Source organism: Klebsiella sp. LY (genome assembly GCF_004010915.1).
Classification (GTDB): Bacteria; Pseudomonadota; Gammaproteobacteria; order Enterobacterales; family Enterobacteriaceae; genus Klebsiella; species Klebsiella quasipneumoniae.
On record NZ_CP022444.1, the window covers coordinates 2,369,612 to 2,395,816 of the forward strand.

At 60.9% G+C, this 26,205-nt stretch carries 25 protein-coding genes and 1 tRNA gene; 13 read left to right on the top strand and 13 right to left on the bottom strand.

What is annotated here, in order from left to right; genetic code table 11:
* Positions 1-8: 8 nt before the first annotated feature.
* On the top strand, positions 9-1,388 hold the full coding sequence (locus tag CE636_RS14450) for a maltose-6'-phosphate glucosidase (protein ID WP_004205096.1): 1,380 nt from the start codon (positions 9-11) through the stop codon (positions 1,386-1,388).
* Positions 1,389-2,005: 617 nt separating this feature from the next.
* On the opposite strand, the gene CE636_RS14455 is transcribed toward CE636_RS14450, so the two are convergent.
* The 3 genes from CE636_RS14455 to CE636_RS14465 all read right to left on the bottom strand — a co-directional run bounded on the left by CE636_RS14455 (position 2,006) and on the right by CE636_RS14465 (position 6,612).
* Positions 2,006-2,728 (bottom strand): MurR/RpiR family transcriptional regulator, encoded by a 723-nt coding sequence (locus CE636_RS14455; protein WP_004205097.1) that lies wholly within the window; start codon positions 2,726-2,728, stop codon positions 2,006-2,008.
* A 158-nt stretch (positions 2,729-2,886) separates the two neighbouring features.
* On the bottom strand, positions 2,887-5,205 hold the full coding sequence (yicI, locus tag CE636_RS14460) for an alpha-xylosidase (RefSeq protein WP_017900750.1): 2,319 nt from the start codon (positions 5,203-5,205) through the stop codon (positions 2,887-2,889).
* Positions 5,206-5,217: 12 nt separating this feature from the next.
* On the bottom strand, positions 5,218-6,612 hold the full coding sequence (locus CE636_RS14465; RefSeq protein ID WP_017900751.1) for a glycoside-pentoside-hexuronide family transporter: 1,395 nt from the start codon (positions 6,610-6,612) through the stop codon (positions 5,218-5,220).
* A gap of 292 nt (positions 6,613-6,904) precedes the next feature.
* Between CE636_RS14465 and CE636_RS14470 the strand changes: the two genes are divergently transcribed.
* From CE636_RS14470 to CE636_RS14495, 5 genes are all read left to right on the top strand, one after another.
* Positions 6,905-6,999, top strand: a tRNA-Sec gene (locus tag CE636_RS14470).
* Positions 7,000-7,164: 165 nt separating this feature from the next.
* On the top strand, positions 7,165-7,632 hold the full coding sequence (locus CE636_RS14480; RefSeq protein WP_025999294.1) for a DUF3237 domain-containing protein: 468 nt from the start codon (positions 7,165-7,167) through the stop codon (positions 7,630-7,632).
* Between the two features lie 112 nt (positions 7,633-7,744).
* A complete protein-coding gene (locus CE636_RS14485) occupies positions 7,745-8,752 on the top strand; it encodes a zinc-binding alcohol dehydrogenase family protein (protein ID WP_004205102.1) in 1,008 nt (335 codons plus the stop codon).
* 1 nt (position 8,753) lies between these two features.
* Positions 8,754-9,044 (top strand): putative quinol monooxygenase, encoded by a 291-nt coding sequence (locus CE636_RS14490; protein WP_004205103.1) that lies wholly within the window; start codon positions 8,754-8,756, stop codon positions 9,042-9,044.
* A 154-nt stretch (positions 9,045-9,198) separates the two neighbouring features.
* On the top strand, positions 9,199-10,248 hold the full coding sequence (locus tag CE636_RS14495) for an NAD(P)-dependent alcohol dehydrogenase (protein WP_004205104.1): 1,050 nt from the start codon (positions 9,199-9,201) through the stop codon (positions 10,246-10,248).
* On the opposite strand, the gene CE636_RS14500 is transcribed toward CE636_RS14495, so the two are convergent.
* Entirely contained in the window at positions 10,245-11,198 is a 954-nt protein-coding gene (locus CE636_RS14500) for a GlxA family transcriptional regulator (RefSeq protein ID WP_017900753.1), read from the bottom strand. The two genes, CE636_RS14495 and CE636_RS14500, sit on opposite strands and share 4 nt — an antisense overlap.
* A 21-nt stretch (positions 11,199-11,219) precedes the next feature.
* Positions 11,220-11,999 carry an MBL fold metallo-hydrolase gene (locus tag CE636_RS14505; RefSeq protein WP_004205106.1) on the bottom strand — a complete coding sequence of 260 codons (780 nt, stop codon included), beginning with the start codon at positions 11,997-11,999 and terminating at the stop codon, positions 11,220-11,222.
* A gap of 166 nt (positions 12,000-12,165) precedes the next feature.
* Here CE636_RS14505 and CE636_RS14510 point away from each other — a divergent pair, with 166 nt between their 5' ends.
* Positions 12,166-12,726, top strand: coding sequence for an NUDIX domain-containing protein (locus tag CE636_RS14510; RefSeq protein ID WP_017900754.1), 561 nt, complete (start codon positions 12,166-12,168; stop codon positions 12,724-12,726).
* Here CE636_RS14510 and CE636_RS14515 read toward each other — a convergent pair.
* The 3 genes from CE636_RS14515 to CE636_RS14525 all read right to left on the bottom strand — a co-directional run bounded on the left by CE636_RS14515 (position 12,716) and on the right by CE636_RS14525 (position 15,436).
* A complete protein-coding gene (locus tag CE636_RS14515; RefSeq protein ID WP_004205109.1) occupies positions 12,716-13,570 on the bottom strand; it encodes a DMT family transporter in 855 nt (284 codons plus the stop codon). The genes CE636_RS14510 and CE636_RS14515 overlap by 11 nt on opposite strands.
* Before the next feature lie 24 nt (positions 13,571-13,594).
* On the bottom strand, positions 13,595-14,404 hold the full coding sequence (gene nlpA, locus CE636_RS14520) for a lipoprotein NlpA (RefSeq protein WP_017900755.1): 810 nt from the start codon (positions 14,402-14,404) through the stop codon (positions 13,595-13,597).
* A 126-nt stretch (positions 14,405-14,530) separates the two neighbouring features.
* On the bottom strand, positions 14,531-15,436 hold the full coding sequence (locus tag CE636_RS14525) for an AraC family transcriptional regulator (protein WP_017900756.1): 906 nt from the start codon (positions 15,434-15,436) through the stop codon (positions 14,531-14,533).
* Positions 15,437-15,554: 118 nt separating this feature from the next.
* On the opposite strand from CE636_RS14525, the gene CE636_RS14530 reads away from it, so the two are divergent.
* Positions 15,555-16,091 carry a carboxymuconolactone decarboxylase family protein gene (locus tag CE636_RS14530; RefSeq protein WP_004205112.1) on the top strand — a complete coding sequence of 179 codons (537 nt, stop codon included), beginning with the start codon at positions 15,555-15,557 and terminating at the stop codon, positions 16,089-16,091.
* A 20-nt stretch (positions 16,092-16,111) separates the two neighbouring features.
* Here CE636_RS14530 and CE636_RS14535 read toward each other — a convergent pair whose 3' ends face one another.
* Positions 16,112-16,582 (bottom strand): DUF1348 family protein, encoded by a 471-nt coding sequence (locus tag CE636_RS14535; RefSeq protein ID WP_017900757.1) that lies wholly within the window; start codon positions 16,580-16,582, stop codon positions 16,112-16,114.
* Positions 16,579-17,211 (bottom strand): pyridoxamine 5'-phosphate oxidase family protein, encoded by a 633-nt coding sequence (locus tag CE636_RS14540; RefSeq protein ID WP_017900758.1) that lies wholly within the window; start codon positions 17,209-17,211, stop codon positions 16,579-16,581. Before CE636_RS14540 ends, CE636_RS14535 begins: the two co-directional genes overlap by 4 nt.
* Positions 17,212-17,306: 95 nt before the next feature.
* On the opposite strand from CE636_RS14540, the gene CE636_RS14545 reads away from it, so the two are divergent.
* Positions 17,307-18,221, top strand: coding sequence for a LysR substrate-binding domain-containing protein (locus tag CE636_RS14545; RefSeq protein WP_004205115.1), 915 nt, complete (start codon positions 17,307-17,309; stop codon positions 18,219-18,221).
* On the opposite strand, the gene CE636_RS14550 is transcribed toward CE636_RS14545, so the two are convergent.
* Positions 18,218-19,711 (bottom strand): MDR family MFS transporter, encoded by a 1,494-nt coding sequence (locus CE636_RS14550; protein WP_017900759.1) that lies wholly within the window; start codon positions 19,709-19,711, stop codon positions 18,218-18,220. The two genes, CE636_RS14545 and CE636_RS14550, sit on opposite strands and share 4 nt — an antisense overlap.
* 80 nt (positions 19,712-19,791) lie before the next feature.
* Here CE636_RS14550 and CE636_RS14555 point away from each other — a divergent pair, with 80 nt between their 5' ends.
* The gene (locus CE636_RS14555; protein ID WP_017900760.1) at positions 19,792-20,439 is read left to right on the top strand and encodes a TetR/AcrR family transcriptional regulator; all 648 of its coding nucleotides are present in this window, start codon (positions 19,792-19,794) and stop codon (positions 20,437-20,439) included.
* A gap of 738 nt (positions 20,440-21,177) precedes the next feature.
* Here CE636_RS14555 and CE636_RS14565 read toward each other — a convergent pair.
* A complete protein-coding gene (locus CE636_RS14565; protein WP_017900175.1) occupies positions 21,178-21,594 on the bottom strand; it encodes a GNAT family N-acetyltransferase in 417 nt (138 codons plus the stop codon).
* Here CE636_RS14565 and CE636_RS28745 point away from each other — a divergent pair.
* Complete coding sequence (locus CE636_RS28745) at positions 21,569-21,685, top strand: hypothetical protein (protein ID WP_032431163.1); 117 nt, start codon at positions 21,569-21,571, stop codon at positions 21,683-21,685. The genes CE636_RS14565 and CE636_RS28745 overlap by 26 nt on opposite strands.
* Here CE636_RS28745 and CE636_RS28750 read toward each other — a convergent pair.
* Complete coding sequence (locus CE636_RS28750; protein ID WP_032426094.1) at positions 21,645-21,767, bottom strand: hypothetical protein; 123 nt, start codon at positions 21,765-21,767, stop codon at positions 21,645-21,647. The two genes, CE636_RS28745 and CE636_RS28750, sit on opposite strands and share 41 nt — an antisense overlap.
* A gap of 206 nt (positions 21,768-21,973) precedes the next feature.
* Here CE636_RS28750 and eefA point away from each other — a divergent pair, with 206 nt between their 5' ends.
* Both eefA and eefB read left to right on the top strand, forming a co-directional pair.
* Positions 21,974-23,098, top strand: a complete 1,125-nt coding sequence (gene eefA / locus CE636_RS14575; RefSeq protein ID WP_017900176.1) for a multidrug efflux RND transporter periplasmic adaptor subunit EefA — start codon at positions 21,974-21,976, stop codon at positions 23,096-23,098.
* On the top strand, positions 23,098-26,205 hold the full coding sequence (gene eefB, locus CE636_RS14580) for a multidrug efflux RND transporter permease subunit EefB (RefSeq protein ID WP_017900177.1): 3,108 nt from the start codon (positions 23,098-23,100) through the stop codon (positions 26,203-26,205). The genes eefA and eefB overlap by 1 nt, the downstream gene beginning before the upstream one ends.

A 26,205-nucleotide genomic window follows, 5' to 3' on the forward strand; every position in this document is an offset into this window, starting at 1 on the left:
GAGTTTGTATGAAATTAACCGTATTAGGCGGGGGCGGCGTTCGCTCTGCATTTTTAGCGAAATCTCTGGCATATAATGCTCACCGCATTGGTTTAACGGAGGTGGTTTTTCTCGATAACTCTGCAGATAATCTGGCGATATTCGGCGAAATTGCCCGCTATGTATTTACGACCATTCGCCCGGATATTCATTTCACGACCACCACCGACCCGGTCGCGGCGCTGCAAAACGCTAATTATATTATTACCACCCTGCGGGTCGGTGGTGATGAAAGCCGTATTCGCGACGAGCGCATTGCGCTGCAACATAACACCCTCGGCCAGGAGACCACCGGCGCCGGCGGCTTCGCGATGGCCATGCGTTCGATCCCGGCGATCCTCGACTATTGCCGGCTGATCGAAGCGCATGCCGCCGAAGACGCCATTCTGTTTAACTTTACCAACCCCTCAGGCCTGGTGACGGAAGCGATCGTTAAGTCCGGCTTTAAGCGTCGGGTCTACGGGATCTGCGATGCCCCCTCCGAGCTGATTCGTGAGCTGCCGGCGATCCTCGGCTGTGAGGAGCGCGACCTGAGCGTGGAATGCTATGGGCTGAACCATTTCTCCTGGTTTACCCACTTCACCGTGCGCGGGGAAGCGGTGACCGAGCGGCTGATCGCCAGCCCGGCGCTGTACCAGAAGACCGCGATGCAGTATTTCTCACCCGAACTGGTGCGGCTGTGCGATAACCAGTTACTCAACGAATATCTCTATTATTATTACTATCGCGACGAGGCGCTGAAGGCGATTCAGGGGGCAGGCGAAACGCGCGGGGAGCAGATCGCCCGTATCAATCAGGAGATGCGCCAGGCGCTGCGCACCGTGGATGCCAGAACGCAGCCGGAAGCCGCCTTCAATATCTGGATGCAACACTACCTTCGCCGGGAAAACAGCTATATGCAGAACGAATCCCGTCAGGAGAAATTTCATACCCGCGAGCCGCTGACGCTGCGGCAGTTTATCGAAGAGCCGGACACCGGCGGCTATGCCGGGGTGGCGCTGGATATTCTGGAAGCGGTGAACAGCACCACCACCAAGCGGATCGTGGTGTCGATCCAGAATAATGGCACGCTCGACTTTTTGCGCCCTGACGACGTGATTGAGATCAGCTGCGACCTGAGCCGGGAGGGCCTCAAGCCGGTCACGCCGGTGAAGGTGCCGACGGCGCAGAAGAATATGATTTCCTGCGTGAAAGAGTATGAGCGGCTGGCGGTAGCGGCGATCCTGCAGCAGGATAAGTCGCTGGCGGTGCGGGCGCTGATGGCGCACCCGCTGATCGGTTCCTGGTCGCTGGCGAAAACCCTGGTCGAGGCCTACCTCGACGATGAGCAGTTCGCCGCCTGGCGGTAACCTGCTGCCGATGGGATTCCCCCGCTTGCGCTACGCTTAGCGGGGCTACGAACGGAGCGGTTATTAGTATATGTAGGTCGGGTCAAGCGTAAGCCGCCACCCGACAAATAGCCGCATCACCCGGTAGCCCGGATAAGGCGCCAGCCGCCATCCGGGAACTCCCCCCGCTCGCACCGCGCTTAGCGGGGCTACGAACGGAGCGGTTATTATTATATGTAGGTCGGGTCAAGCGTAAGCCGCCACCCGACAAATAGCCGCATCACCCGGTAGCCCGGATAAGGCGCCAGCCGCCATCCGGGAACTCCCCCCGCTCGCACCGCGCTTAGCGGGGCTACGAACGGAGCGGTTATGATTTTATGTAGGTCGGGTCAGGCGTAAGCCGCCACCCGACAAATAGCTGCATCACCCGGTAGCCCGGATAAGGCGCCAGCCGCCATCCGGGAACTCCCCCCGCTCGCACCGCGCTTAGCGGGGCTACGAACGGAGCGGTTATTATTTTATGTAGGTCGGGTCAGGCGTAAGCCGCCACCCGACAAATAGCCGCATCACCCGGTAGCCCGGATAAGGCGCCAGCCGCCATCCGGGAACTCCCCCCGCTCGCACCGCGCTTAGCGGGTCTAGCTATTGCTCCGTACGCGGGTAAACCACATCTTCAGTAGCCGCTCAAAGCCTAAGATGCAGTAGCCGAAAAACGGGTTGCTCCAGTAAATATCATCGTCAAACTTCTGCGGGTCGTGAATAATAAACGCCGTATCTGCAGCCTGCGCCAGCGGGCTCTGATAATCACCGGTAAAGCAGACCAGATTAATCTCCTTCCCCTCCAGGGCCTTCACCCAGTTAAGCGCTGAGCTGCTGCGCCCGGATTTCGAAATGATCCAGATGGAGTCGAAGCGAGCGGCGTTTTTCTGTTCAAGAATTTCGTAATCCGGCCACAGCGCCAGGCTGGCATTCACCCCAGTGACGAGAAACTTGTTATAAATATACTGGGCGATCAGCTGCGAAAAGCCGCTGCCGTGGATCAGGACGCGCTGCTGCGCGAGGCTTGCCAGCAGTGGCGTCAGCGCCTCCGCCGGCTGAATGCTCATATAGTCGATATCGTTGGTGACATCGAGCTTCGGCATGGTGATATTGAACTTGATGAAATAGACCAGCTCCAGCCAGCCGCTGAACTTAAGCTTTTTCGCCAGCCGTACCAGCGAGGAGGGATTACTGTAGCACTGCTCCGCCACGGCGCGGACCCCCTGGCGGATACACTGCTCCGGGTCGTTCTGGATAAAGCGCAGCACGGTCATTTCCGTTTTGCTTAGCTTCACGTCACGAAAGATATTTTCTACGTCCATGGCGGGCTCCTCTCAGCGGCAGAATACGCTATCACCGTTCAGCAACGGCGTCTGCGGCCTGAGTCACCAGACTGAAATGAATATTACTTTTTGTACAAAAATGGAATAAAAAACCCTCTCCGCCAGGCGAAGAGGGTCTCTGCCGTTAACGCAGTCTTTTACAACGTAATCGTCAGCGTATTGCCCTGGGCGCTCACCACCACACCCCATTCGCTGCCGGTCTGCGTGCCGCCCTGAACGCCGGCTATCTGCTGGATATTGCGCAGGCACAGCGTCCAGCCGCGGGCTTCGCCTTCGCCGCTCACGGCGATGGTGTTGCCCTGGCGCTTCGCCTTCAGGGTGAAGATCGTGGAACCGTCCGCCGCCGGAACCTGACAGCGCGCCTCGCGCCCCTCTTCGAGGTGGAACAGCTGGAAGGCGGTGCCTTCATGCCAGGCATAATCGGGTTTCTGGTCATTGTTGCCCAGCGCCAGCAGAGTATTGTCGCGAATGTAGACCGGCAGACTCAGCGCATTATGATTCTGCTTATGCCAGCGGCTACCCGGCAATTCATCGTTATGCCACAGATGCGTCCAGCGCCCTTCCGGCAGATAAAACTGCACATCGCCCGCTTCGGAGAACACCGGCGCGACCAGCACTGAATCACCCAGCATATACTGGCGGTCGAGATAGTCGCAGGTCGGATCGTCCGGGAACTCGAGCATCATCGCGCGCAGCATCGGGGTGCCGTACTCATTGGCCAATGCCGCCTGACGATAGAGATAGGGCATCATGCGGCATTTCAGCTGCGTGAAGTGGCGCACCACGTCGCAGGACTCTTCGTCGTAGGCCCATGGCACACGATAGGATTTACTGCCGTGCAGGCGGCTGTGGCTGGAAAGCAGGCCGAAGGCGCACCAGCGCTTGTAGACGTGGGCCGGGGCGGTATTCTCGAAACCGCCGATATCGTGGCTCCAGAAACCGAAGCCAGACATGCCGATCGACAACCCGCCGCGCAGGCTTTCCGCCATCGATTCGTAATTGGCGTAGCAGTCGCCGCCCCAGTGCACCGGGAACTGCTGCGCGCCCACCGAGGCGGAGCGAGCGAACAGCACCGCTTCTTTCTCGCCGACGGTCTCTTTCAGCACGTTCCACACCAGTTCGTTATAGATGAAGGCGTAATGGTTGTGCATTTTCTGCGGGTCAGAACCATCAAACCACTGCACATCGGTCGGGATGCGTTCGCCGAAGTCGGTCTTGAAGCAGTCGACGCCCATCGCCACCAGACCTTTGAGTTTGTCGGCGTACCACTGACAGGCTTCCGGGTTGGTGAAGTCATATATCGCCAGCCCAGGCTGCCACTTATCCCACTGCCACAGCGAACCGTCCGGGCGCTTCAGCAGATAGCCCTTCTCTCTCAGCTCCTTGAACACCGGCGAGCGCTGGCCGATATACGGATTGATCCACACGCAGATCTTCAGCCCTTTCGCCTTCAGGCGCTTGATCATCCCTTCCGGGTCCGGGAAAGTCAGCGGATCCCATTCGAAATCGCACCACTGGAAGGCCTTCATCCAGAAACAGTCGAAATGGAAGACGTGCAGCGGCAGCTGGCGCTCGGCCATGCCGTCGATAAAGCGGTTCACCGTCGCTTCGTCATAGTTGGTGGTGAACGAGGTGGTCAGCCACAGACCAAACGACCATGCCGGCGGCAGCGCCGGGCGACCGGTGAGCTGCGTATAGCGGTTGAGCACCGCTTTCGGCGTTGGGCCATCGATCACGAAGTACTCAAGGTATTCACCTTCCACGCTAAACTGGACTTTCGAGACCTTCTCCGAGCCCACCTCGAAGGAGACGCGCTGCGGGTGATTGACCAGCACGCCGTAGCCGCGGTTGGTCAGGTAGAACGGAATGTTTTTATAGGATTGCTCGGTGCTGGTGCCGCCGTCTTCGTTCCAGGTTTCTACCGTCTGGCCGTTGCGCACCAGGGCGGTAAAGCGCTCGCCGAGACCGTAGACGGTTTCGCCGACACCGAGGTCGAGGCGCTCAAACAGATAATTGCGCTGGGTCTGACTATCCTGCACGTAGCCGTTGTTTTTCAGCTGACTACCGGTGATACGCACGCCGTCGCGCAGAAAATCCAGCGCCCAGAATTCGCCTTTAGTGACGCGCACGCTAAGGCTACCGCTTTTCAGCTCGGCGAATTCGGCCGTATCCTCTATGGTGACATTGATGTCGTTCTGCACGTTCAGCGGGTAGTGCGGACCGTTATCCAGCGCGCCCTGGAAGTGCTCCATACGCACCCCGATCACCCCTTCCAGCGGGGAGAAAAAGCGCAGGGTGAATAACGGCGTATCCAGCTGCCAGGCGCGTTCGCGGACATCGCGCGGCGCGGCATAGACCACCATTTCATTCCCCTGCTGCTCCACCTCATAAACCTGTACGGGTTGGATCAGGGTGAGCCCTGGTTGAATGAGCCAGTTTCCATCACTGATTTTCATTAAAACGTCCTCTTAGTTTTGCCATTCTTTGTCGATCGGGGCTGTTGCGAAATCTTGTTCATTACGACGCGCGCCCTCGGCCAGCTCGGCCATCATTTTTTTCAGGAACGGCGTTTTCAGCGTGTAGTAGCGTTTGGCGATCGCCGCGCTCAGCAGGTAGCACACCGCTGGAACGAGGGTGAACAAGGCGATAATAATGGTGAGGGTGGCGCCGTTCTGAGTTTTGGCTGCGGCGTCGTAACCGCCGCCGGCCAGCATCCAGCCGATGAGCGCGCCGCCCAGCGCCAGACCCAGCTTGAGCACAAACAGGGTGCCGGCAAAGCTGATGCCGGTCAGGCGTTTGCCGTTGCACCATTCGCCGTAGTCGACGGTGTCGGACATCATCACCCACTGGATTGGCGTCACCAGCTGGTGCAGTACGCCAATGGCGAAGATAAAGACGAACATGGTGATTTCGGCATCCATCGGTACGAAAAACATCGCCACGCTGAGCACCGCCAGGATGGCGTTGGTCCACCAGAAGACGCTGACTTTGCATTTCCAGTCGGTCAGCGGTTTCGCCAGCGCTGAGCCAATCAGGTTGCCGACGCAGTAAGTGGTGAGGAAGACGGTGAACAGCGCCGCCGAGCCCATGATCCAGGTGGTGTAGTACATCATCGCGCCGCCGCGAACGCAGACCGCGAGGATATTGAGGATGGTGAGCACGCCAACCACTCGCCACTGGTCATTGCGCCAGATATCGCGCAAATCTTCGCGCATCGAGGTGCTGCTCGGCGGCGCTTCGACACGCTCTTTGGTGGTAAAAAAGCAGAAGGCCAGCATCAGGAAGGCGATCGCCGACAGCACCGCGATGCCGCCCTGGAAGCCAAGCGCTTTGTCTTCGCCGCCGATAACGTTGACCAGCGGCATCATCAGCACGGTGGAAAGCATGCCGCCTGCCGTCGCCAGCACAAAGCGCCAGGACTGGAGTGAGATGCGCTGTGTCGGGTTGTCGGTGATCACGCCGCCGAGCGCGCAGTAAGGGATATTCACCACGGTGTAGAGCAGGGTCAGTAGCGTGTAGGTTACCGCAGCGTAGATCAGCTTGCCGTGGTGGCTTAAGTCCGGCGAGCTGTAGGCTAGTACGCAGACGAGGCCGAACGGAATGGCGCCGAAGAGGATCCACGGGCGAAATTTACCCCAGCGGCTGCGGGTACGGTCGGCCAGCAGGCCCATGCACGGGTCGGAGATCGCATCCAGCGCGCGCGCCAGCAGGAACATGGTGCCGACAAAACCAGCGGGGATGCCGAAGATATCGGTGTAGAAAAACATCATATACAACATAACGTTATCAAAAATGATGTGGCTGGCGGCGTCACCCATGCCGTAGCCAATTTTCTCTTTGACGGACAAAATATGATCTTTCATATGGGCACAATTCCCTTAGCGGCGCCACGGATTGGTACCGGTTACATTTCTTGTAAACCTTTGCCGCAGGAAGATGAATTGCGATATCTCGTTATCAGATTACGTTTCTTGTTTTCTGTGATCGCGGTAGCCTGAAAGCGTATGAAAAAGTGTAACCCATGGATTTTGAACGGATTTGTTTCAGACTGTTCTGCAAAGTCCAGTTTTAACAGTAAAAAAGTGCGTTCAGGTATGTGGTAAACGGCTGAAAGTAGCTATAATGCGCCCCGCCTCCATGTAGCAATCGAGGCGCGGAAGATCGTCATCTCCGGTGAGGTGGCTGGACTTCAAATCCAGTTGGGGCCGCCAGCGGTCCCGGGCAGGTTCAACTCCTGTGATCTTCCGCCAGTTTGCCTCTGCTCCTCCACCGCCACGCCATACCAAACTGAGCCGCAAAACCCATCATCCCAGTCAATCATTTTCATCCAAACTCTGCGTTATTTTGTCTCCTGCAAACCCGTTACACTGGCGCAAAGGCCGCGTGCCGTTGCCAACCGAAACAGGAGAGCCATGATGACCCCCGAACTGAGACACTGTTTTTCAATTACCATCCAGGTTGATAAACCGATAATCGTTTCCCGCAGTCCGCAAACCGGCAAGCGTCAGCTGATCCCGATTCTCGGCGGCAGCGTTTCGGGTCAACTTCGCGGCCACGTGCTGCCCGGCGGCGTCGACAGCCAGATTATCGAGCCCGACGGCACGTGCAGGCTATCCGCCCGCTATGCCCTGCAGGTGGAGGAAGGAACGGTGTACGTGGAAAACAACGGTATTCGCCGGGTGCCGGCCCGCTATTATGACCAGCTGTTCGCCGACGATATGCGCTTTTTTAGCACTATTCCGCCGGAAGAAATCTATTTTCGCACCGTCCCCACCTTCGAGGTGGATACCCCCGCGCTCAGCTGGCTAACCACCTCGCTGTTTATCTGCGCGGGCGGACGTACTCAGGATGGGGTGATGCTCGATTTCTATCAGGTGGGCTGATTTTCACTTTCTGCATATAACTGTTATTGCCGTTAACCCGTTTTTCCCCTCCCGGCGCCGGTCTACTATCGCGTCATCGCTTTATTCACCCGATTCACAGACCGGAGCAGTTATGAAAGCTATCGCCATTACTCAAGCCGCCGCTGACGGCGACAATATCCCTTTTTTAACCGAGATCGACCTGCCGGTCCCTTCCGCCCACGGGCGTGACCTGCTGGTTGCCGTGAAGGCGGTCTCGGTCAATCCGGTGGACACCAAAGTGCGCGCCGGCTTCCAGGGCGACACGCCGCGGGTGCTGGGCTGGGACGCCGTTGGCGTGGTGCAGTCCGTCGGTGAGGAAGTGACGCTGTTCGCACCAGGCGATGAGGTCTGGTACGCCGGCGCCCTGGGCCGGGCCGGCAGCAACAGTGAATATCAGCTGGTGGATGAGCGCCTGGTGGCCCACAAACCGCGCACCCTCGATAACGCCTCCGCCGCCGCGCTGCCGCTGACGGCTATCACCGCCTGGGAGCTGCTGTTTCACCGTCTTGGCGTCACGGAAGGCGGCAACGCGGGCGACACGCTGCTGATCGTCGGCGCGGCGGGCGGCGTGGGGTCGATCCTGACCCAGCTGGCCAGCAAACTGACCGCCATGACGGTGATCGGCACCGCCTCGCGTCCGGAGAGCCAACGCTGGGTCCGCGAGGCGGGCGCGCACCATGTTATCGATCACAGCAAGCCGCTCTCCGACGAGCTGGCGCGCATCGGCATCAACGCGGTGACCCATGTCGCCAGCCTGACCAACACCGACCAGCACTTCAACGCGCTGATCGACGCCCTCGCCCCGCAGGGCAAGCTGGCGCTGATTGATGACCCGGAGACCCTGGACGTGGTGCCGCTGAAAGCCAAAAGCCTGTCCCTGCACTGGGAATTTATGTTCACCCGCTCAATGTTTGAGACGGATGACATGATCGCCCAGCATCAGTTGCTAACCCGCGTGGCGGCCCTGATCGACAACCACACGATCAAAACCACACTCGGCGAACACTACGGCGCTATCACCGCCGACAATCTGCAGAAAGCGCATCGCCAGCTGGAAACCGGACGCGCAGTGGGCAAGATTGTGCTGGAGGGATTTTAAGATGATAACCCTTCTCGCCGTGCTCAAGGCGAAACCAGGTCAAACGGACGCGCTGCGCAAGGTCCTGCAGGGTCTGCTCCTGCCGACGAGACAAGAGCCGGGCAATCTTGACTACGCGCTGTTCCAGCTGCGCGACGCGCCGGATACCTTCTACATGCGGGAGTCCTGGCGTGACCAGCAGGCGCTGGATGAGCATATCGACCAACCCTACTTTCAGGCCTTTATTGGCGAGATGGATTCCCTGCTCGCCGAGCCACTGCGCCTGGACTATCTGACGCCAGTCGCCCCCTGAAAAGTCTGCTCCTCACCCGGTGAGGAGCGGTTTTAACGCTTTGAGCTACCCGTCTCGCATCCCGGGCGCTCCAGGCTACGCTTATCCTTACCGCGCAAAAAACGCTCACCTCCGTCCGCCCGTTTTAACACCGATATAATCAAGAGGTTTCGCTATGCTGATCAACGCTATAGGTACCTATTCCGCCAGCCAGCCGCTGGAATCAATGGCCATCACCCGCCGCGAACCGGGGCCGCAGGATGTGCAGATCGCCATCGCCTACTGCGGCGTCTGCCACTCCGATCTCCACCAGGCGCGATCGGAATGGGCCGGAACGCTCTACCCCTGCGTGCCGGGGCATGAAATTGTGGGCCGGGTCACCGCGGTCGGCGAGGCCGTCTCGCGCTACGCCGTCGGCGATCTGGTGGGCGTCGGCTGCATGGTCGATAGCTGTCAACAGTGCGAGGAGTGCGCTGAAGGGCTGGAGAACTACTGCGACCATATGGTGCTGACCTACAACGGACCGACCCAGGACGCGCCGGGCCACACCCTGGGCGGCTATTCACAGCAGATCGTGGTCAAAGAACACTACGTGCTGCGGATAACCCATCCCGAAGCGCAGCTGGCCGCCGTCGCGCCGCTGCTGTGCGCCGGGATCACAACCTACTCGCCGCTGCGCCACTGGCACGCCGGGCCGGGTAAAAAAGTCGGCGTGGTCGGCATTGGCGGCCTTGGGCATATGGGAATCAAGTTGGCCCACGCCATGGGGGCCCACGTGGTGGCCTTTACCACCTCCGAATCCAAGCGTAATGCGGCCAGAGCGCTAGGCGCTGATGAAGTGGTGGTGTCGCGTAACGAAGAGGAAATGGCGGCCCACGTCAAAAGCTTCGATTTCATCCTCAACACCGTGGCGGCGCCGCATAATCTCGATGCCTTCACCACGCTGCTGAAGCGCGATGGCACGATGACGCTGGTAGGCGCGCCGGCCACACCGCATCCGTCGCCGGAAGTGTTCAATCTGATCATCCGTCGCCGGTCGATTGCCGGGTCGATGATTGGCGGGATCGCGGAAACCCAGGAGATGCTCGACTTCTGCGCTGAACACGGCATCGTCGCCGATATCGAACTGATCCGCGGCGATGAGATCAACGAAGCCTGGGAAAGAATGGTCAAGGGTGACGTGAAATACCGCTTCGTGATCGACAGCGCGACCCTCGGCGGCTAAGCGCCGCGGCGAAAGGTACGCCGCCATTCGGCCGGACTGACGCCAAAGCGCGCCTTAAACTGCTGACGCCAGGTGACGGCAGAGAGATAACCCACCGCCTCCGCCACCTGCTCGACCGGCAGATCCCCCGCCTCAAGCAGGCTCTGGCTGCGGCGCAGGCGTTCGGCGGTCAGCCAGTCGGTGATGCTCATCCCGGTCGCCCGGGCGAAGTGGCGGGTCAGGCTGCGGCGGCTCATCGCCACCACCCGGGCCAGCGAATCGAGATTATGCGGCTCGGCAATATGCTGCTGCAGATAATCCAGCAGGCAGTTGATTCGCGCATCGCGGGTATTTTTCGGCACCGGCTGAGCGATGAACTGCGCCTGGCCGCCCTCGCGGTGCGGCGAAACAATCAGCCGCCGGGCGATCTGGTTGGCCGCGAGGCTGCCGTAACGCTGGCGGATAATGTAGAGGCAACAGTCGAGCGCCGCCGCGGTGCCCGCTGAAGTAATGATCCGCTGGTCATCGACGTACAGGGCGTTGATATCCAGCCGCACCTGCGGAAACCGGCGCTGAAAATCCTGCTCAAACTCCCAGTGGGTCGCCGCGCGTTTCCCGTCCAGCAGCCCGGCGTAGCCAAGGACGAACGCGCCCAGGCACAGACCGACGATTTCCGCGCCGTTATTCCGGGCCCGCACCAGGCTATCAAGCAGCGCCTGCGGCGGGCGCCGGTCGACCTCGCCCCAGTAAGGCACCACCACGATATCCGCCTGTTCCAGGACGGCGTAATCGCCGCTGGCGTACAGCGCGAAGCCGTCGCGGGCGCGCAGCAGCCCCGGTCGCTCGGCGCAAATGTGCAGATTAAAGCGTTTGTTTTCAGAGACCGAATCGCCAAACAGCATGCAGGGAACGGCGTAATGAAACGGGCTAAAGCCCTCTACGGCAACAATCGCCACGTCGGTGAGCTTCATCGTTCCTTCCCCTTGCGCACGTTAATAAACCACGGTTTCCCCATCCTGCGGGATACACACGACCTCGGCAATCTGATTATCCAGCGCATACTGGCGCATCTCTTCCCGACTCACCAGGCAGTGGTTGACCGCCTCCAGGTGGATAGCCATGATTTTCGCTTCCGGCAGGGTGAAGTGTACGTTCAGGAGATCCTCTTTGCCCATGATAATCGGGCCAAAGCCGATGACGTGGGCGTAGCCGGCGTTGAGGACCACCACGTCCGGACGCAGCTTCAGCAGGTCGGCCGCAATTTCATCACGCCAGATGGTATCCCCCACCAGCCACAGCGTCTTCTCCTGCGGATGGCGAAACAGCACGCCGCAGGCCTCGCCCAGGCGTTCGGCCATCGCCGGCACCGCGTAGGTGCGATCGCTGCCGTGCTGGCCGGAGGTGGTTTTCAGCAGGCGCACGCCGGCAAATTCGCTGTCTGCCGTCAGCAGGCGGATATCCTGGAATCCCTGGCTGCGCAGCAGCGCACCGTCGGCCTCGTGCTGGACGAACACCGGCAGGGTTTTCGGGATCGCGGCGATCGCCGCCTCGTCCCAGTGATCGTCATGGGTATGGGTGACGATCACTGCGTCAACGTCGATAATGTTATCGCGGGAAAAAGGCAAGGCCACCAGCGGGTTGCGCAGCTCGCTGCGCGCGGTGCCCGGAAATCCCGGCCAGGCGCCTTTGTCCGCCAGCATCGGATCGATCAGAAACTTTTTCCCGGCGTAGTCAATAATCTGGGTCGCGTTACGGATATGGGTGATGTTCATGTCGGCGTTCCTCAGGGGGTGATTTGACGAACATCGTACTGAGTACCAGCCTGGCGCAATAGGGGCATTTGGGCAAGGATCGATGAAATCGGGCCAACCTGCGGCGATTGCTATCCGTCTCCGGCTATGTTGTTCTGAAGGCTCCATTTTTGACAGGAGTGGCAGGATGAAGAAAAAACTGACCGCCGCCGATATGCACGACCCGCAGGTCATCGCCGAGACGCCGTGGTTCAGCATGCGCAAGGTGGGTATTGATATCGCCCCCGGCGAGCGCCGCGACTTTTACGCCATTCACTATCCCCGCCCGGCGGTGGGGGTTGTGGCTATCCAGGAGGGCAAAGTGCTGCTGATTCGCCACTACCGCTACCTGATCGACAAGGTAGTGTGGGCCATTCCGTCAGGCGGCGTTGACGAAGGGGAAGATCCGGCGGCGGCCGCGCTGCGCGAGCTGCGGGAAGAGACCGGCTGGCAGGCGCAACGCGTCGAGGAGATCATTCGCTTCAACCCCTCCTACGGCAGCAGCGATCAGCTGTTTATCACCTGGCTGGCTACCGGTTTACGCTGGGTGGGGATGGATGCGGCTCAGGATGAGGTAATGGAAACCGGCTGGTTTACCTTTGAGGAGATAAACCAGCTGATCGCCCGCGGCGAAATGCCGGACGGGCTGTCGCTGGTGCCGCTGCTGCAATTGATGGCGCAGCCGCGCACCGGGCAGGCTACGGCTTAAGCATTCGCCAGCGGAACCACAGCTGGGCCACGAGGATCAGCACGCCGCCGATAATTTTCTGCAGCGGCAGCTGTTCGCCGTACCACAGCGCGGCGGCAATGACCGTCAGCAGCGGTTCGAGCACCATAATGATCGCCGCGCTGGCCACCGCCGCGTACTTTTGCCCCTTCATCTGCAGACCGAAGCGCAGGCTGGTGGCGATGACAATGCTGGCCACCAGCCAGCCGAAGGTCGGTAGGGTCATCGGCTGGTCCCAGCGTTCAACGGCAGCGGAGATGGTCAACCCGACGATACCAGTGATCGCCAGCTGCACGGTGGTCAGGGGGATCAGCGGCACTTCACGCGCGCAGCGGCTGGTGTAACAGAACCAGATCGACTGCACCAGCGCCGTCAGCAAAAACCAGCCCTGGCTGGGGTGGAAGGCTATCGGCATATGCAGACTGAGCAGCCCCAGGCCAACCACCGCGATCGGCAGGCACTCCCACCAGGCCCGAGGCGGACGCACCTTCATCATCACCCACGCGGTCAGCGGGACGAACATCATCGACAGGCTCATAATAAACGCCCCTTCGCCGAGCGACGCCGTCGTGGAGACCGAGTAGATCCACAGGCAGAGGTTGAGCGCAAACCACAGCCCGCTGATGATGAGCTTTGGCCAGTGCTGCTTTTGCGGGCGAAACCCGCGGCAGAATGGCAGCAGTAGCAGCGCGGCGAAAAAAAAGCGCAGCCCAAGGAACGCGAATACCGGCATGCCGGCGATCGCCTCGCGGGAAAAAATCCAGCCGCAGGCGGCAATCACCGTCGCGGCAATCAGCAGCAGGTCAGCCTGCCGTTGGCGAACCATACGCGCCTCTCCCTGTGTGTTGGCTTACCAGCCCGGCACCGCGCCGCCGTTGAAGATAGTCTCAGCCGCCTTCGCCACCTCCGGCGACTGGTACGACTGCATAAACTCCTTCACGTTTTCCGCGTCTTTATTGTCTTCACGGGTCACGATGATGTTCACGTAGGGCGAGTTTTTATCTTCGATAAAGATGCCATCGCGAACCGGCGACAGCCCGGTTTGCTGCAGGTAGGTGGTGCTGATGATGGCCACGTCGACTTTAGGATCGTCGAGTACGCGCGGCAGCTGCGCCCCTTCCAGCTCCATAATTCTCAGGTGATGCGGGTTGTCGGTGATATCCACCGCCGTCGGCAGCAGGCCGGTGCCGGCTTTGAGGGTAATCAGCTTCTCTTTTTGCAACAGCAGCAGCGCCCGCCCGAGATTGGTCGGGTCGTTGGGGATGGCGATCGTCGCGCCGTCTTTCAGTTCGGCGACTGACTTGATCTTGCGCGAATAGCCGGCCATCGGGAAGACGAAGGTATTGCCGACCGCCACCAGATGGTAGTTATGCGCTTTGTTGTCCTGCTCAAGGAAAGGCCGATGCTGGAAGACGTTGGCGTCCAGATCCCCGGCGTTGGTCGATTCGTTAGGCAACAGCGAGCCGCTGAACCCCACCAGCTCAACCTCCAGACCATACTTCTCTTTGGCCACCTTCTTCGCCACTTCCGCCACATCCTGTTCAGCGCCATTAATCACGCCGACCTTAATGTGCTTCGCTTCATTACTCTTTTGGTCGCAGCCGACCAGCGCCAGACCCGCCAGCATTACCGCGGCGGCGGCACGTAAACGTAATCTCATCCTCTTCACCCTGTCCGTCCTGACTGTCATTGTTTTTTTCGTGCAAAACTATAGCGACTTTCGGGTGGGGTAATAAACAGCAAACCACGCAACCGGAAATAAAATCATCTTCCCCAGAGCGAAGCACTAGCCCCGTCGCCACTCGCCCGGCGTCACGCCATAGCGCATTTTGAAACGCTTCGAGAAGGACGCCAGCGACTGAAAGCCGCAGCGTTCGGCAATCACCTCGAGGTTGGTCTGACGCTCGAGGCGCAGCAGCCGGGCGGCCAGCGCCATTCGCAGCTGCGACAGCCACGCCTGCGGCGTCAGGTGATAAACGCGGGCAAAATGACGGGCAAAGGTGGCCCGCGACAGAAAGGCGCGGGCGGCCATGGTTTCCAGCGTCCACGGCTGCTCCGGGGTCGCCATCACCGCCAGCACCGCCGGCATCAGGCGTTCATCGCTCATCAGACGCAGCAGCCCGCCGGGCGGCTGCTGCTCGCCAAGCAGCATGCGCAGCAGCAGCACCAGCAGCGTATCGCCGAGGCTGCGCACGATAGCGCTGCCGCCGGGACGCTGCGCCAGGCTTTCGCGGACCAGTATGTTAAGCAACGGCTGCAGCTCCGGGCAGTCTTCGCGCGTATCGGTATGGAGATGGATCAGCGTCGATGCCTCAGTGAACAGCCAGCTAACGTGCGGACCAAAATAAAATTCGCCGCACAGCATCTCCAGCGCCCCCTCCGCCGGGCCGGCGCGCATTTCCGTCACCGTGCCGTTAAACCGGTGCGCTACCGGCAGCACCTGGCCCCACTCCACCAGGCTCTCCATCAGATGCGGCGAACCGTGCGGCAGGAGGACCACATCTCCCGCGCGCAGGTGATGAGTCTGGCCGCCGACGTTAAGCCGCCCCTCACCGCGCAGCACCACGTGCCACGGCACCACGCCGCTGCGCATTTGCTGGTGCCCGGCCTGCCAGCGGCCGCCGAAGCGACAGTGCAGGTTCACTTCGCAGCGCGGCGCCAGCAGCGCCAGCAGATGACTGAGACTGTCCATGCTTCTCCTGAGACGATAAGACAAAAAGGTGAGACGAAGACCGCCAGTCTAGCATGCGGCAACGGCCTAAGATGACCCCAATGCCAACACACACCCTCGATAACAACAGGAGTTAACCATGAGCCGTTTAGCTGATATTCGTGAACAAGACGCCACTGGCAAAGCCGCCGATATTTTCGCCGGGATCAAAAAAGCGATGGGCAAAGTGCCAAACGCCTACCTGACCATCGGCGGCCACTCGCCGGCGGCGTTGCAGCAGGCGCTGGCGCACAATGCGATGCTCCATAAAGGCAGCCTCAGCGCCCAACAGCTGGAGGCGATTAATCTGTCAGTCAGCGAAGCCACCGGCTGTGACTACTGCCTGGCCGCGCACACCCTGATGGCGAAAAAAGCCGGCTTCAGCAGCGAGCAGATCCACGCCCTGCGCCGCGGGGCGTATGCGGAAGAGACACAGCTTGATGCGCTGGTGAAATTTGCGCAGACTCTGGTCACCACCACCGGTACGCTGCCGGAAGCCGACGTCGCCGCGCTACGCAACGCCGGTTTTAGTGACCAGCAGGTGATTGAGATTATCAGCGCCATCAGCGCGATCCTGTTCACCAACATGGTGAACCGGGTTAACGACACGGTGGTCGACTTCCCGAAAGCCGATTAATCCGTCGCGCAGCGCCGGTTTTACAGCCCCAGATCGCTGAGCCCCAGATGATCGTCCGGGCGACGCCCCTGGGGCCAGTGGAACAGGCGCTCGCTTTCAGCGATCGGCAGATCGTTGATGCAGGCGTAGCGCGTCTGCATCAGCCCGTGCTGATCAAACTCCCAGTTTTCATTGCCGTACGAGCGAAACCAGTTGCCGCTGTCGTCGCACCACTCGTAGGCGAAGCGCACGGCGATACGATTTTCCTGCCATGCCCACAGCTCCTTAATCAGCCGATATTGCTGCTCTTTGCGCCATTTTCGCTGCAGGAATTCGACAATTTCCCTCCTGCCATGAACAAACTCGCTGCGGTTGCGCCATTCGCTGTCCACGGTGTAGGCCAGAGCGACCTTTTCGGCATCGCGGCTGTTCCAGCCATCTTCCGCGGCGCGGACCTTCTGGATAGCGCTGTCGCGGGTAAACGGCGGTAACGGGGGACGTTGTTCGGTCATGCTGACTCTCCTCTGCGGGCTAATTGCTGCTGCAGGCGCTGATTCTCCTGCTCCAGGTCATGAATACGTTGCTGCAGGTTCTGGCTGTACTCCGCCACCTGCTGCGCGCTGTAGCGCGGCGTAATGTGCTGCGGGCAGTTCCAGTCAAACGCCTGCAAATGAAAAAGAAACAGACGTTCAATGCGGGCGCGATAGTTGGCCGGCGCCACCTGCGCCAGCAGCTGCGGGTGGTCCACTGCCGCCAGGACCTCGACGGTGGCGTAGATTTTCAGCCTGGCACGGCGTGGATAATCCATCAAAAACAGGCAGGCCCGGTCGCTGCCGCGCAGGTTGCCGGTGGTGATGTACTGACGGTTACCGCCGAAATCCGCCATCGCCAGGGTGGTGTCATCCAGCAGATGCAGAAACCCCGGCGGGCCGCCGCGGTGCTGGACATAGGGCCAGCCGCTCTGCGACACCGTCGCCAGATAGAAGCTGTCGCGGGTGGCGATCATCCCCGCTTCGCTGTCGCCGAAGCGGTCGGCCTGGCGGCGGCTATGCGGCGTTTGCCACAGCTGGTCGCTGCCCATTTCATGCTGCACATCCATCACGTCCGGGGTGATGGCGATATCGAGAAAGGTTGCTGCCATAGCGCCTCCTGTTGTCTGGCGCCATCATGGACTGTACTGCGAAAAATGATAATACTGGTTTAGTGGCAATCATCTTTCCAGAAACCGGGAGAATAATGGATCGATTAAGCGCGATGGCGCTACTGGTGAAAGTGACCGAGCTGGGGAGTATGTCGGCGGCGGCGCGGGCGCTGAATATGCCGTTGACCACCGTCAGCCGCCATATCGGCGAGCTGGAGAACGCGCTGGGGGTGCGCCTGCTGGCGCGGACCACCCGCAAACTGACGCTCACCGACGCCGGGGTCGATTATGTCGCCGCCGCGCGGCGGATCCTCGAGGAGGTGGAAAACGCCGAACGCCAGGCGACGGGCGAGTATCAGGAGCCGAAAGGCGAGCTGGTGATCTCTGCGCCAACGATGTTTGGTCGCCAGCACGTTCTCCCGGTGATCGCTGAATTTATCGCCCGTTACCCGCAAATTCGCGTCCGTTTGCTGCTCAGCGATCGTAACGCCGACCTGGTGGGCGACCATATCGATCTGGCGGTGCGGATTGGCGACCTGGCGGACAGCAGCATGGTGGCCACCCGCCTCGGCAGGATGCGCATTGTGGCCTGCGCCCATCCGGCGCTGCTGGCGAAATACGGCGAGCCGCAGCGGCCGCGCGATCTGGCGGCGCTGCCGATCATCCGTATTGAATCGCCGATGCCCTATCGCGGCTGGCGCTTTCGCGCCGCTGAGCGCGAGGACCAGCTAATTAATCTGCCGCCGGCGCTATCGGTCACCACGCCGGAGAGCGCTGCCGATGCCGCGCGGCTGGGGGTGGGCGTAGCTCGCTTACTGCACTATCAGGCGCTGGACGGCCTGCGACAGGGTGAGCTCCGTCTGCTGCTGGAACGCGTCGAGCCGGAACCGGCGCCGGTCCATTTGCTGTATACCGCGCGGGACCTGGCGCCGCTTAAGCTGCGCAAATTTATCGATTTTGCCGCGCCAGCGCTGCGTCAGGCGCTGCTGCGCATCGCCGGGGCCGCTTAGTGCGTCGCGGTCTTCAGCGGCGCCTCCTTTAACAGCCAGGAGAGGACAAACGCCACCGCCATAATGCCGGCCGCCATCAGGAACGCCGCATGGATCGCCGCGCCGAAGGCGTCGAGATAGTCGAGGCGGATATCCGCGGGCAGGTGCTGCACCGCCACCGGATTCATTCCCGGCGGCAGTACCGCGCCTTCCGGCAACAGCTTTTGCAGGTTGCTCTGCAGTACGTGTGTGAACACCGCGCCAAACAGCGCCACGCCGATGGAGCCGCCGATCGAGCGGAACAGGGTCACGCCGGAAGTGGCCACGCCGTACAGCTTCGCCGGCATCGCGTTCTGCACCGCCAGGACCAGCACCTGCATCACCAGCCCCAGACCCGCCCCCAGCACGCCGGTAAACAGGTACAGCTGCCACAGCGGCGAGTGAATGGTGATCCGGGTCAGCAGCACCATGCCGGTCACGCCAAGCAGGGTGCCGAGGATCGGAAACAGGCGATATTTACCGGTCCGGCTGATAATCCGCCCACTGATAACCGAGGTCAGCAGCAGGCCGCCCATCAGGGGGATCAGCTGCAGCCCGGCCTCGGTGGGGGTCGCCTCCTTCACCACCTGCAGATAGAGCGGCAGGAAGGTGACCGACCCGAACAGCGACATGCCGATGACGAAGCCGATCAGGCTGCACAGCAGGAAGCTGCGGTTGCGGAACAGCGACAGCGGAATAATCGGCTCGGCGGCCATCCGCTCTTCGTAGATAAAGCCGATGACACCCACGATGCCGAAGGCCAGAATGCACCACAGCTGCGGGTCATTCCAGGCATGGACGCTGCCCCCTTCCGAGGTAAACAGGATGATGCACAACAGCGCCATGCTGAGGTAAATCGCTCCCAGCCAGTCAATCTGATGCTGGCTGCGTTTACTGCTGCTGTGGAATACCGCGCCGATCACCAGCAGCGCGAAGAGGCCCAGCGGCAGATTGATGTAGAAGATCCAGCGCCAGGAGGCGTGTTGCACCAGAAAGCCGCCGATCAGCGGGCCGATCACCGTCGCCAGGCCAAAAACGCCGCCGAACAGCCCCTGATAGCGGCCGCGGTTGGCGGGCGGGATGACGTCGGCCACCGCCGCCATGCTGATCACCATCAGGCCGCCGCCGCCGAGCCCCTGCAGGCCGCGCATCAGCACCAGCTGGGTCATGTTTTGCGCCAGCCCGCAGAGGGCGGAGCCGACGAGAAACAGCCCAATCGCCACCTGCAGCACGATTTTGCGACCGAACAGATCGCCGAATTTACCGTACAGCGGCACCGCGATGGTGGAGCTGAGGATATAGGCGGTGACCACCCAGGAAAGCTTGTCCAGCCCCCCCAGTTCGCCGACAATCGTCGGCAGCGCGGTGGAGACAATGGTCTGATCCAGCGCGGAGAGCAGCATCACCAGTAGCAATGCGCTGAACAGCAGGCGTATCGACTGCACCGGTGGGTTTGCGACTTGAGTAGTCATCACAACGCTCGCTTGAAATTAATTAAATGCATAATTAATATTTAGTGAAAGAATGAGTCGGGTCAAGAGATCGCCATATCATGACAGCACAAAAGGATCAGAATGCCCCCCGCCGCCCGGGGCGACCGCGTGGAAAAAAATCGGGTACCGCCAACCGCGAACAGCTGATGGACATCGCCCTGACGCTGTTTGCCCGCGACGGTGCGGCCCGCGTGTCGTTGAACGCCATCGCCAAAGAGGCCGGGGTAACGCCGGCGATGCTGCATTACTATTTCAGTTCGCGGGATGCGCTGGTGACGCAGCTGATTGAGGAGCGCTTTATGCCGCTGCGCAACCACATCAGCCGCATCTTTGTCGACCATCCGCAGGACCCGGTGCTGGCGCTGACGATGATGGTCGAAACGCTGGCGCATATGGCGGAGAAGAACGCCTGGTTCGCGCCGCTGTGGATGCAGGAGATCATCGGCGAGATGCCGATCCTGCGTCAGCATATGGATGCCCGCTTCGGCGAGGAGCGTTTTCAGGTGATGCTGGAGGCAGTGCGCCGCTGGCAGCTGGAGGGCAAGATTAACCCGGCGCTGTCGCCGGAGCTGCTGTTTACCACGGTGATTAGCCTGGTGCTGGTGCCGTTTTCGCGCATCCACAGCGATCCGCGTTTACAGGCGGTCAACCGCCAGACCATCGTCAGCCACGCGCTGGCGTTGATGGGCCACGGCGTCGGGGGTTAAGCGCAGCCGCCGCCCGGCAAAAGCTTTTGTAGCCCGGATAAGGCGCCACGCGCCGCCATCCGGGATTTTCCCTGCTCGCGCTACGCTTAGCAGGGCTACAGTCGTAGGCCGGGTCAGGCGCAGCCGCCACCCGGCGAAATAACGGCACAACCGGAAATGTCCCTCTTAGCACTATGTTTGGCAGGGCCACAACGTTTAGCAGGGCTACCACTCCCGTGTTATATCCGGGCAGATTGCGCTCCCGGTTGATCTTCTGCGTTATGTCTCTTATGGAGCAGGGAGCGCACAGGGGGTGGCCAGTCGCCGCCGCCCCCTGTACCCCCGGGCTCCGGCCAGCAAAATCGCCGCTGCGCGGTGCCTTCGACTTATCCCTGCAGGCTTCGGGTCGGGCCGAGGCAGCGTCCATGCAAAACACGGCCCTCAGCCCGCATCCATGCGGGCTGCCCCGGCCTTCCGGGAACGTCTCAGCGATGTTGAGGCCGCCAGCACCGGCAGTTTCAGTCGCGCAAGTGGTTAAATTAACAACAGGTCGCACGAACCCCAGGACGGGTAAGGCGACAGGCTCCACCCGGCAAGAATACAGGTGACGTGCCTGATATCCTGCCCGGCGGCGCTGCGCTTGCCGGTCCTGGGTGGGGCGAAACTACGGGAGAACTGGGTAGGCCGGATAAGGCATTTATGCCGCCATCCGGCACAATCACAGGTACGGTACCTGACCGCCCGGCGATATCAGGATCGTTACAGCGCTTTCGACAAATAGTGACGCTGCATCCCCGCGTGCGGGAAGTCGGGCAGCGACATCTGCAGCTGATAGCCTAATTTCTGATAAAACGGTAGTGCCTGGAAGCTAAAGGTATCCACCAGCAGATGGCTGCAGCCCAGCGCCTGCGCCTGCCGCTCCACCTCCTGCATCAGCTCGCTTCCCAGCCCGCGTCCGCGGGTCGCCTCGCTGACCCACAGATACTCAATACACAGCCAGTTGCCTTTGCGTTTGGCAATCAGCCCGCCCTGCATCACCCCTTGCGCATCGCGGGAGTAAACCCCCAGATCGCCAAACTGCGCCGCATCAAGATACTGCTGATTATAGTGCCGCAGACCGGCAAACAATTCTTGTTGATCGTCGGGATTAATGCTTTTTGTAATGATTAACGCCATTAACTATCTCCAGTATCGCGATGCCGAATGGTTATTTTCCCTCTCCACTTTCACAAAAAATTCTTATTTTCTCCATGATTATTTGCCTTAATTTTTTGCGTTCTAAAAGTAAGCAAAAAAACCTTTCCATTATCGCGGCGGATCGTATAATGGCAAAAAATGAGAATGATCATTCTCACCACAAAACCAGAGGAGATGCGCTTTTCACCTCCTGAAGGCCGAAGAGGTTGGCTTCAGCGGAGACACAATAACAATCACGTTCAGGAACATCTGTGTTCCTTTTTTGTCATTTTCGCTTAGCCGAAAATGCCTCAGCGCCCAACCTATTCCCTCGTTTTTAAATAAACGGGGCGGACGTCTTATATCTTGAGAAAATATAATGAAATACATCATAGCTCCCATCGCGACAGCATTATTTCTCCTTAGCGGATGCGATAATGCGCAGACATCTGCCCCGCAGCAACCCACGCCGGAAGTGGGCGTGGTCACTCTGCAAAGCCAGCCGGTTCCGGTAGTCAGCCAGCTCACCGGCCGCACCACCGCCTCGCTCAGCGCCGAAGTACGCCCGCAGGTGGGCGGCATCATCCAGAAGCGCCTGTTTACCGAAGGCGATATGGTGAAGGCCGGGCAGGCCCTTTACCAGATCGATCCCTCCAGCTATCGCGCGACCTGGAACGAAGCGGCGGCGGCGCTGAAACAGGCCCAGGCGCTGGTAGTCTCCGACTGCCAGAAGGCTCAGCGCTACGCGTCGCTGGTCCGGGATAACGGCGTCTCCCGCCAGGATGCCGACGACGCCGCCTCCACCTGCGCCCAGGACAAGGCCAGCGTGGAATCGAAGAAAGCGGCGCTGGAGAGCGCGCGCATCAACCTGAACTGGACCACCGTCACCGCGCCGATTGCCGGGCGTATCGGCATCTCTTCGGTCACGCCGGGGGCGCTGGTCTCCGCCGATCAGGATACCGCGCTGGCGACGATCCGCGGGCTCGACACCATGTATGTCGATCTGACGCGATCCAGCGTCGATCTCCTGCGCTTACGCAAACAAAGCCTGGCCAGCAACAGCGACACCCTCAGCGTGACGTTAACCCTGGAAGATGGCAGCACCTATCCGGAAAAAGGGCGTCTGGCGCTCACCGAAGTCGCCGTCGATGAATCCACCGGCTCGGTAACCCTGCGCGCTATCTTCCCCAACCCACAGCACGTCCTGTTGCCGGGGATGTTTGTTCGCGCACGCATCGATGAAGGCATCATGAACGACGCGATCCTCGCCCCGCAGCAGGGGATTACCCGCGATGCCAAAGGCAACGCCACGGCGCTGGTGGTCGATGCCGACAACAAAGTTGCGCAGCGCGCCGTGGAAACCGGCGACACCTACGGCGATAAATGGCTGGTGCTGAGCGGCCTGAAAGCGGGCGACAAGCTGATCGTCGAAGGCACCGGTAAAGTGGCCCCTGGCCAGACGGTGAAGGCCGTTGCCGTCAACAATAACGGAGGCAACGCCTGATGTTCTCCCGTTTCTTCGTGCGTCGCCCGGTCTTTGCCTGGGTGATCGCCATTCTGATTATGCTCGCCGGCGTGCTGGCGATCCGCACCCTACCGGTGGGCCAGTATCCGGACGTCGCCCCGCCGGCGGTGAAAATCTCCGCCACCTATACCGGCGCCTCTGCCGAAACCCTGGAGAACAGCGTCACCCAGGTCATCGAGCAGCAGCTTACCGGCCTCGACCATCTGCTCTACTTCAGCTCTACCAGCAGCTCCGACGGCTCGGTCAGCATCACCGTCACCTTTGAGCAGGGGACCGACCCGGACACCGCCCAGGTGCAGGTGCAGAACAAAGTCCAGCAGGCGGAATCGCGGCTGCCGAGCGAAGTCCAGCAGTCCGGCGTGACGGTGGAAAAATCGCAGAGCAGCTTCCTGCTGATCCTCGCGGTGTATGACAAAACCGACCGCGCCACCAGCTCCGATATCTCCGACTGGCTGGTCAGCAACCTGCAGGACCCGCTGGCGCGCGTGGAGGGCGTCGGCAGCCTGCAGGTGTTCGGCGCCGAATACGCGATGCGCGTCTGGATGGATCCGACCAAACTCGCCTCCTACTCGCTGATGCCTTCCGACGTCCAGTCGGCGATTGAGGCGCAGAACGTGCAGATCTCCGCCGGTAAAATCGGCGCCCTGCCGTCGTCCAGCGCCCAGCAGCTGACCGCCACCGTACGCGCACAGTCGCGGCTGCAAACCCCCGATCAGTTCAAAGCGATCATCGTGAAAAGCCAGGCCGACGGCTCGGTGGTGCGCCTGAGCGATGTCGCGCGGGTGGAGATGGGCAGCGAGGATTACACCGCTACCGCCAATCTGAACGGCCATCCGGCCGCCGGGATCGCGGTGATGATGGCCCCCGGCGCCAACGCGCTGGATACCGCGACCCTGGTGAAAAGCAAGATCGCCGAATTCCAGCGTCAGATGCCGCAGGGATACGATATCGCCTATCCGAAGGACAGCACCGAGTTTATTAAAATTTCGGTCGAGGACGTGATTCAGACCCTGTTCGAAGCGATCGTTCTCGTGGTCTGTGTGATGTATCTGTTCCTGCAGAATTTCCGCGCGACGCTCATTCCGGCGGTGGCGGTGCCGGTGGTGCTGCTCGGCACCTTCGGGGTGCTGGCGCTGTTCGGCTACTCGATTAACACCCTGACGCTGTTCGCCATGGTGCTGGCGATCGGCCTGCTGGTGGACGACGCCATCGTGGTGGTGGAGAACGTCGAGCGCATTATGCGCGACGAAGGGCTGCCCGCCCGCGAAGCCACCGAAAAATCGATGGGCGAAATCTCCGGCGCGCTGGTGGCGATCGCCCTGGTGCTGTCGGCGGTGTTCCTGCCGATGGCCTTTTTCGGCGGCTCGACCGGGGTCATCTATCGCCAGTTCTCGGTGACCATTATCTCGGCGATGATGCTGTCGGTGGTGGTGGCCCTGACCCTCACCCCGGCGCTGTGCGGCGCGCTGCTCAGCCACTCCAGGCCTCATACCAAAGGGTTCTTCGGCGCGTTTAACCGCCTGTGGGGGCGTACGGAAGCGGGCTACCAGCGCCGCGTGCTCGGCGGCCTGCGCCGGGGCGCGGTGATGATGGGCGCTTACGTCCTGATTTGCGGGGCGATGGCGCTGGCGATGTGGAAACTGCCGGGCAGCTTCCTGCCGGTGGAGGACCAGGGCGAGATCATGGTCCAGTACACCCTGCCCGCCGGGGCCACCGCGGTGCGCACCGCCGAGGTGCGCCGCCAGGTAACCGACTGGTTCCTGACGAAAGAGAAAGCCAATACCAACGTCATTTTCACCGTCGACGGCTTCAGCTTTAGCGGCAGCGGTCAGAACGCCGGGATGGCCTTCGTGTCGCTGAACAACTGGTCGCAGCGCAAAGGCGACGACAATACCGCCCAGGCCATCGCCCTGCGCGCCAACAAAGAACTTGGGGCGATCCGCGACGCCACCCTGTTCGCCATGACCCCGCCGTCGGTGGACGGTCTCGGACAGAGCAACGGCTTCACCTTCGAGCTGATGGCCAGCGGCGGTACCGACCGGGACAGCCTGATGAAGCTGCGCAGTCAGCTACTGGCGGCGGCCAACCAGAGCGGCGAGCTGCAGTCGGTGCGCGCCAACGACCTGCCGCAGATGCCGCAGCTGCAGGTGGATATCGATAACAACAAAGCGGTCTCGCTGGGGCTGTCGCTGAGCGACGTGACCGATACGCTCTCCAGCGCCTGGGGCGGCACCTACGTGAATGACTTTATCGATCGCGGCCGGGTGAAGAAGGTCTATATCCAGGGCGAGAGCGACGCGCGCGCGGTGCCCTCCGACCTTGGCAAATGGTTCGTTCGCGGCAGCGATAACAGCATGACGCCGTTCTCCGCCTTCGCCACCACCCACTGGCAATACGGCCCGGAAAGCCTGGTGCGCTACAACGGCTCCGCCGCCTTTGAGATCCAGGGCGAAAACGCCGCCGGCTTCAGCTCCGGCGCGGCGATGGACAAGATGGAAAAGCTGGCCGACAGCCTGCCGGCGGGCTCCACCTGGGCGTGGAGCGGCATTTCGCTGCAGGAAAAGCTGGCCAGCGGCCAGGCGATGAGCCTGTACGCCATTTCGATTCTGGTGGTGTTCCTGTGCCTGGCGGCGCTGTATGAGAGCTGGTCGGTGCCGTTCTCGGTGATCATGGTCATCCCGCTCGGCCTGCTCGGCGCGGCGCTGGCGGCGACGCTGCGCGGCTTAAGCAACGACGTTTACTTCCAGGTGGCGCTGCTGACCACCATCGGCCTGTCGTCGAAGAACGCCATCCTGATCGTCGAGTTCGCTGAATCCGCCGTGGATGAGGGGTATTCGCTCTCCCGGGCGGCGATCCGCGCCGCGCAGACCCGTCTGCGCCCCATTGTCATGACCTCGCTGGCGTTTATTGCCGGGGTGCTGCCGCTGGCCGTCGCCACTGGCGCCGGGGCCAACAGCCGCGTGGCGATCGGCACCGGCATCATCGGCGGCACCCTGACGGCCACCCTGCTGGCGGTGTTCTTTGTGCCGCTGTTCTTCGTGCTGGTGAAACGCTTCTTCACTCGCCAACGTCCTTCTCAGGAGTAA

Bases quoted from the DNA above. Each gene is read 5' to 3' on its own strand.
- CE636_RS14515 (WP_004205109.1), bottom strand. From the start codon at position 13,570: ATGGTTCGCCAACGGCAGGCTGACCTGCTGCTGATTGCCGCGACGGTG.
- CE636_RS14480 (WP_025999294.1), top strand. From the start codon at position 7,165: ATGACCCCCGAACTGAGACACTGTTTTTCAATTACCATCCAGGTTGAT.
- CE636_RS14455 (WP_004205097.1), bottom strand. From the start codon at position 2,728: ATGGACGTAGAAAATATCTTTCGTGACGTGAAGCTAAGCAAAACGGAA.
- CE636_RS14490 (WP_004205103.1), top strand. From the start codon at position 8,754: ATGATAACCCTTCTCGCCGTGCTCAAGGCGAAACCAGGTCAAACGGAC.
- CE636_RS14495 (WP_004205104.1), top strand. From the start codon at position 9,199: ATGCTGATCAACGCTATAGGTACCTATTCCGCCAGCCAGCCGCTGGAA.
- CE636_RS14555 (WP_017900760.1), top strand. From the start codon at position 19,792: ATGACAGCACAAAAGGATCAGAATGCCCCCCGCCGCCCGGGGCGACCG.
- CE636_RS14465 (WP_017900751.1), bottom strand. From the start codon at position 6,612: ATGAAAGATCATATTTTGTCCGTCAAAGAGAAAATTGGCTACGGCATG.
- yicI (WP_017900750.1), bottom strand. From the start codon at position 5,205: ATGAAAATCAGTGATGGAAACTGGCTCATTCAACCAGGGCTCACCCTG.
- CE636_RS14540 (WP_017900758.1), bottom strand. From the start codon at position 17,211: ATGGCAGCAACCTTTCTCGATATCGCCATCACCCCGGACGTGATGGAT.
- CE636_RS14530 (WP_004205112.1), top strand. From the start codon at position 15,555: ATGAGCCGTTTAGCTGATATTCGTGAACAAGACGCCACTGGCAAAGCC.
- CE636_RS14505 (WP_004205106.1), bottom strand. From the start codon at position 11,999: ATGAACATCACCCATATCCGTAACGCGACCCAGATTATTGACTACGCC.
- CE636_RS14535 (WP_017900757.1), bottom strand. From the start codon at position 16,582: ATGACCGAACAACGTCCCCCGTTACCGCCGTTTACCCGCGACAGCGCT.
- CE636_RS14510 (WP_017900754.1), top strand. From the start codon at position 12,166: ATGAAGAAAAAACTGACCGCCGCCGATATGCACGACCCGCAGGTCATC.
- nlpA (WP_017900755.1), bottom strand. From the start codon at position 14,404: ATGAGATTACGTTTACGTGCCGCCGCCGCGGTAATGCTGGCGGGTCTG.
- CE636_RS14545 (WP_004205115.1), top strand. From the start codon at position 17,307: ATGGATCGATTAAGCGCGATGGCGCTACTGGTGAAAGTGACCGAGCTG.
- CE636_RS14565 (WP_017900175.1), bottom strand. From the start codon at position 21,594: ATGGCGTTAATCATTACAAAAAGCATTAATCCCGACGATCAACAAGAA.
- CE636_RS28745 (WP_032431163.1), top strand. From the start codon at position 21,569: ATGCTTTTTGTAATGATTAACGCCATTAACTATCTCCAGTATCGCGAT.
- CE636_RS28750 (WP_032426094.1), bottom strand. From the start codon at position 21,767: ATGATCATTCTCATTTTTTGCCATTATACGATCCGCCGCGATAATGGA.
- CE636_RS14485 (WP_004205102.1), top strand. From the start codon at position 7,745: ATGAAAGCTATCGCCATTACTCAAGCCGCCGCTGACGGCGACAATATC.
- CE636_RS14550 (WP_017900759.1), bottom strand. From the start codon at position 19,711: ATGACTACTCAAGTCGCAAACCCACCGGTGCAGTCGATACGCCTGCTG.
- CE636_RS14500 (WP_017900753.1), bottom strand. From the start codon at position 11,198: ATGAAGCTCACCGACGTGGCGATTGTTGCCGTAGAGGGCTTTAGCCCG.
- CE636_RS14525 (WP_017900756.1), bottom strand. From the start codon at position 15,436: ATGGACAGTCTCAGTCATCTGCTGGCGCTGCTGGCGCCGCGCTGCGAA.
- eefA (WP_017900176.1), top strand. From the start codon at position 21,974: ATGAAATACATCATAGCTCCCATCGCGACAGCATTATTTCTCCTTAGC.
- eefB (WP_017900177.1), top strand. From the start codon at position 23,098: ATGTTCTCCCGTTTCTTCGTGCGTCGCCCGGTCTTTGCCTGGGTGATC.
- CE636_RS14450 (WP_004205096.1), top strand. From the start codon at position 9: ATGAAATTAACCGTATTAGGCGGGGGCGGCGTTCGCTCTGCATTTTTA.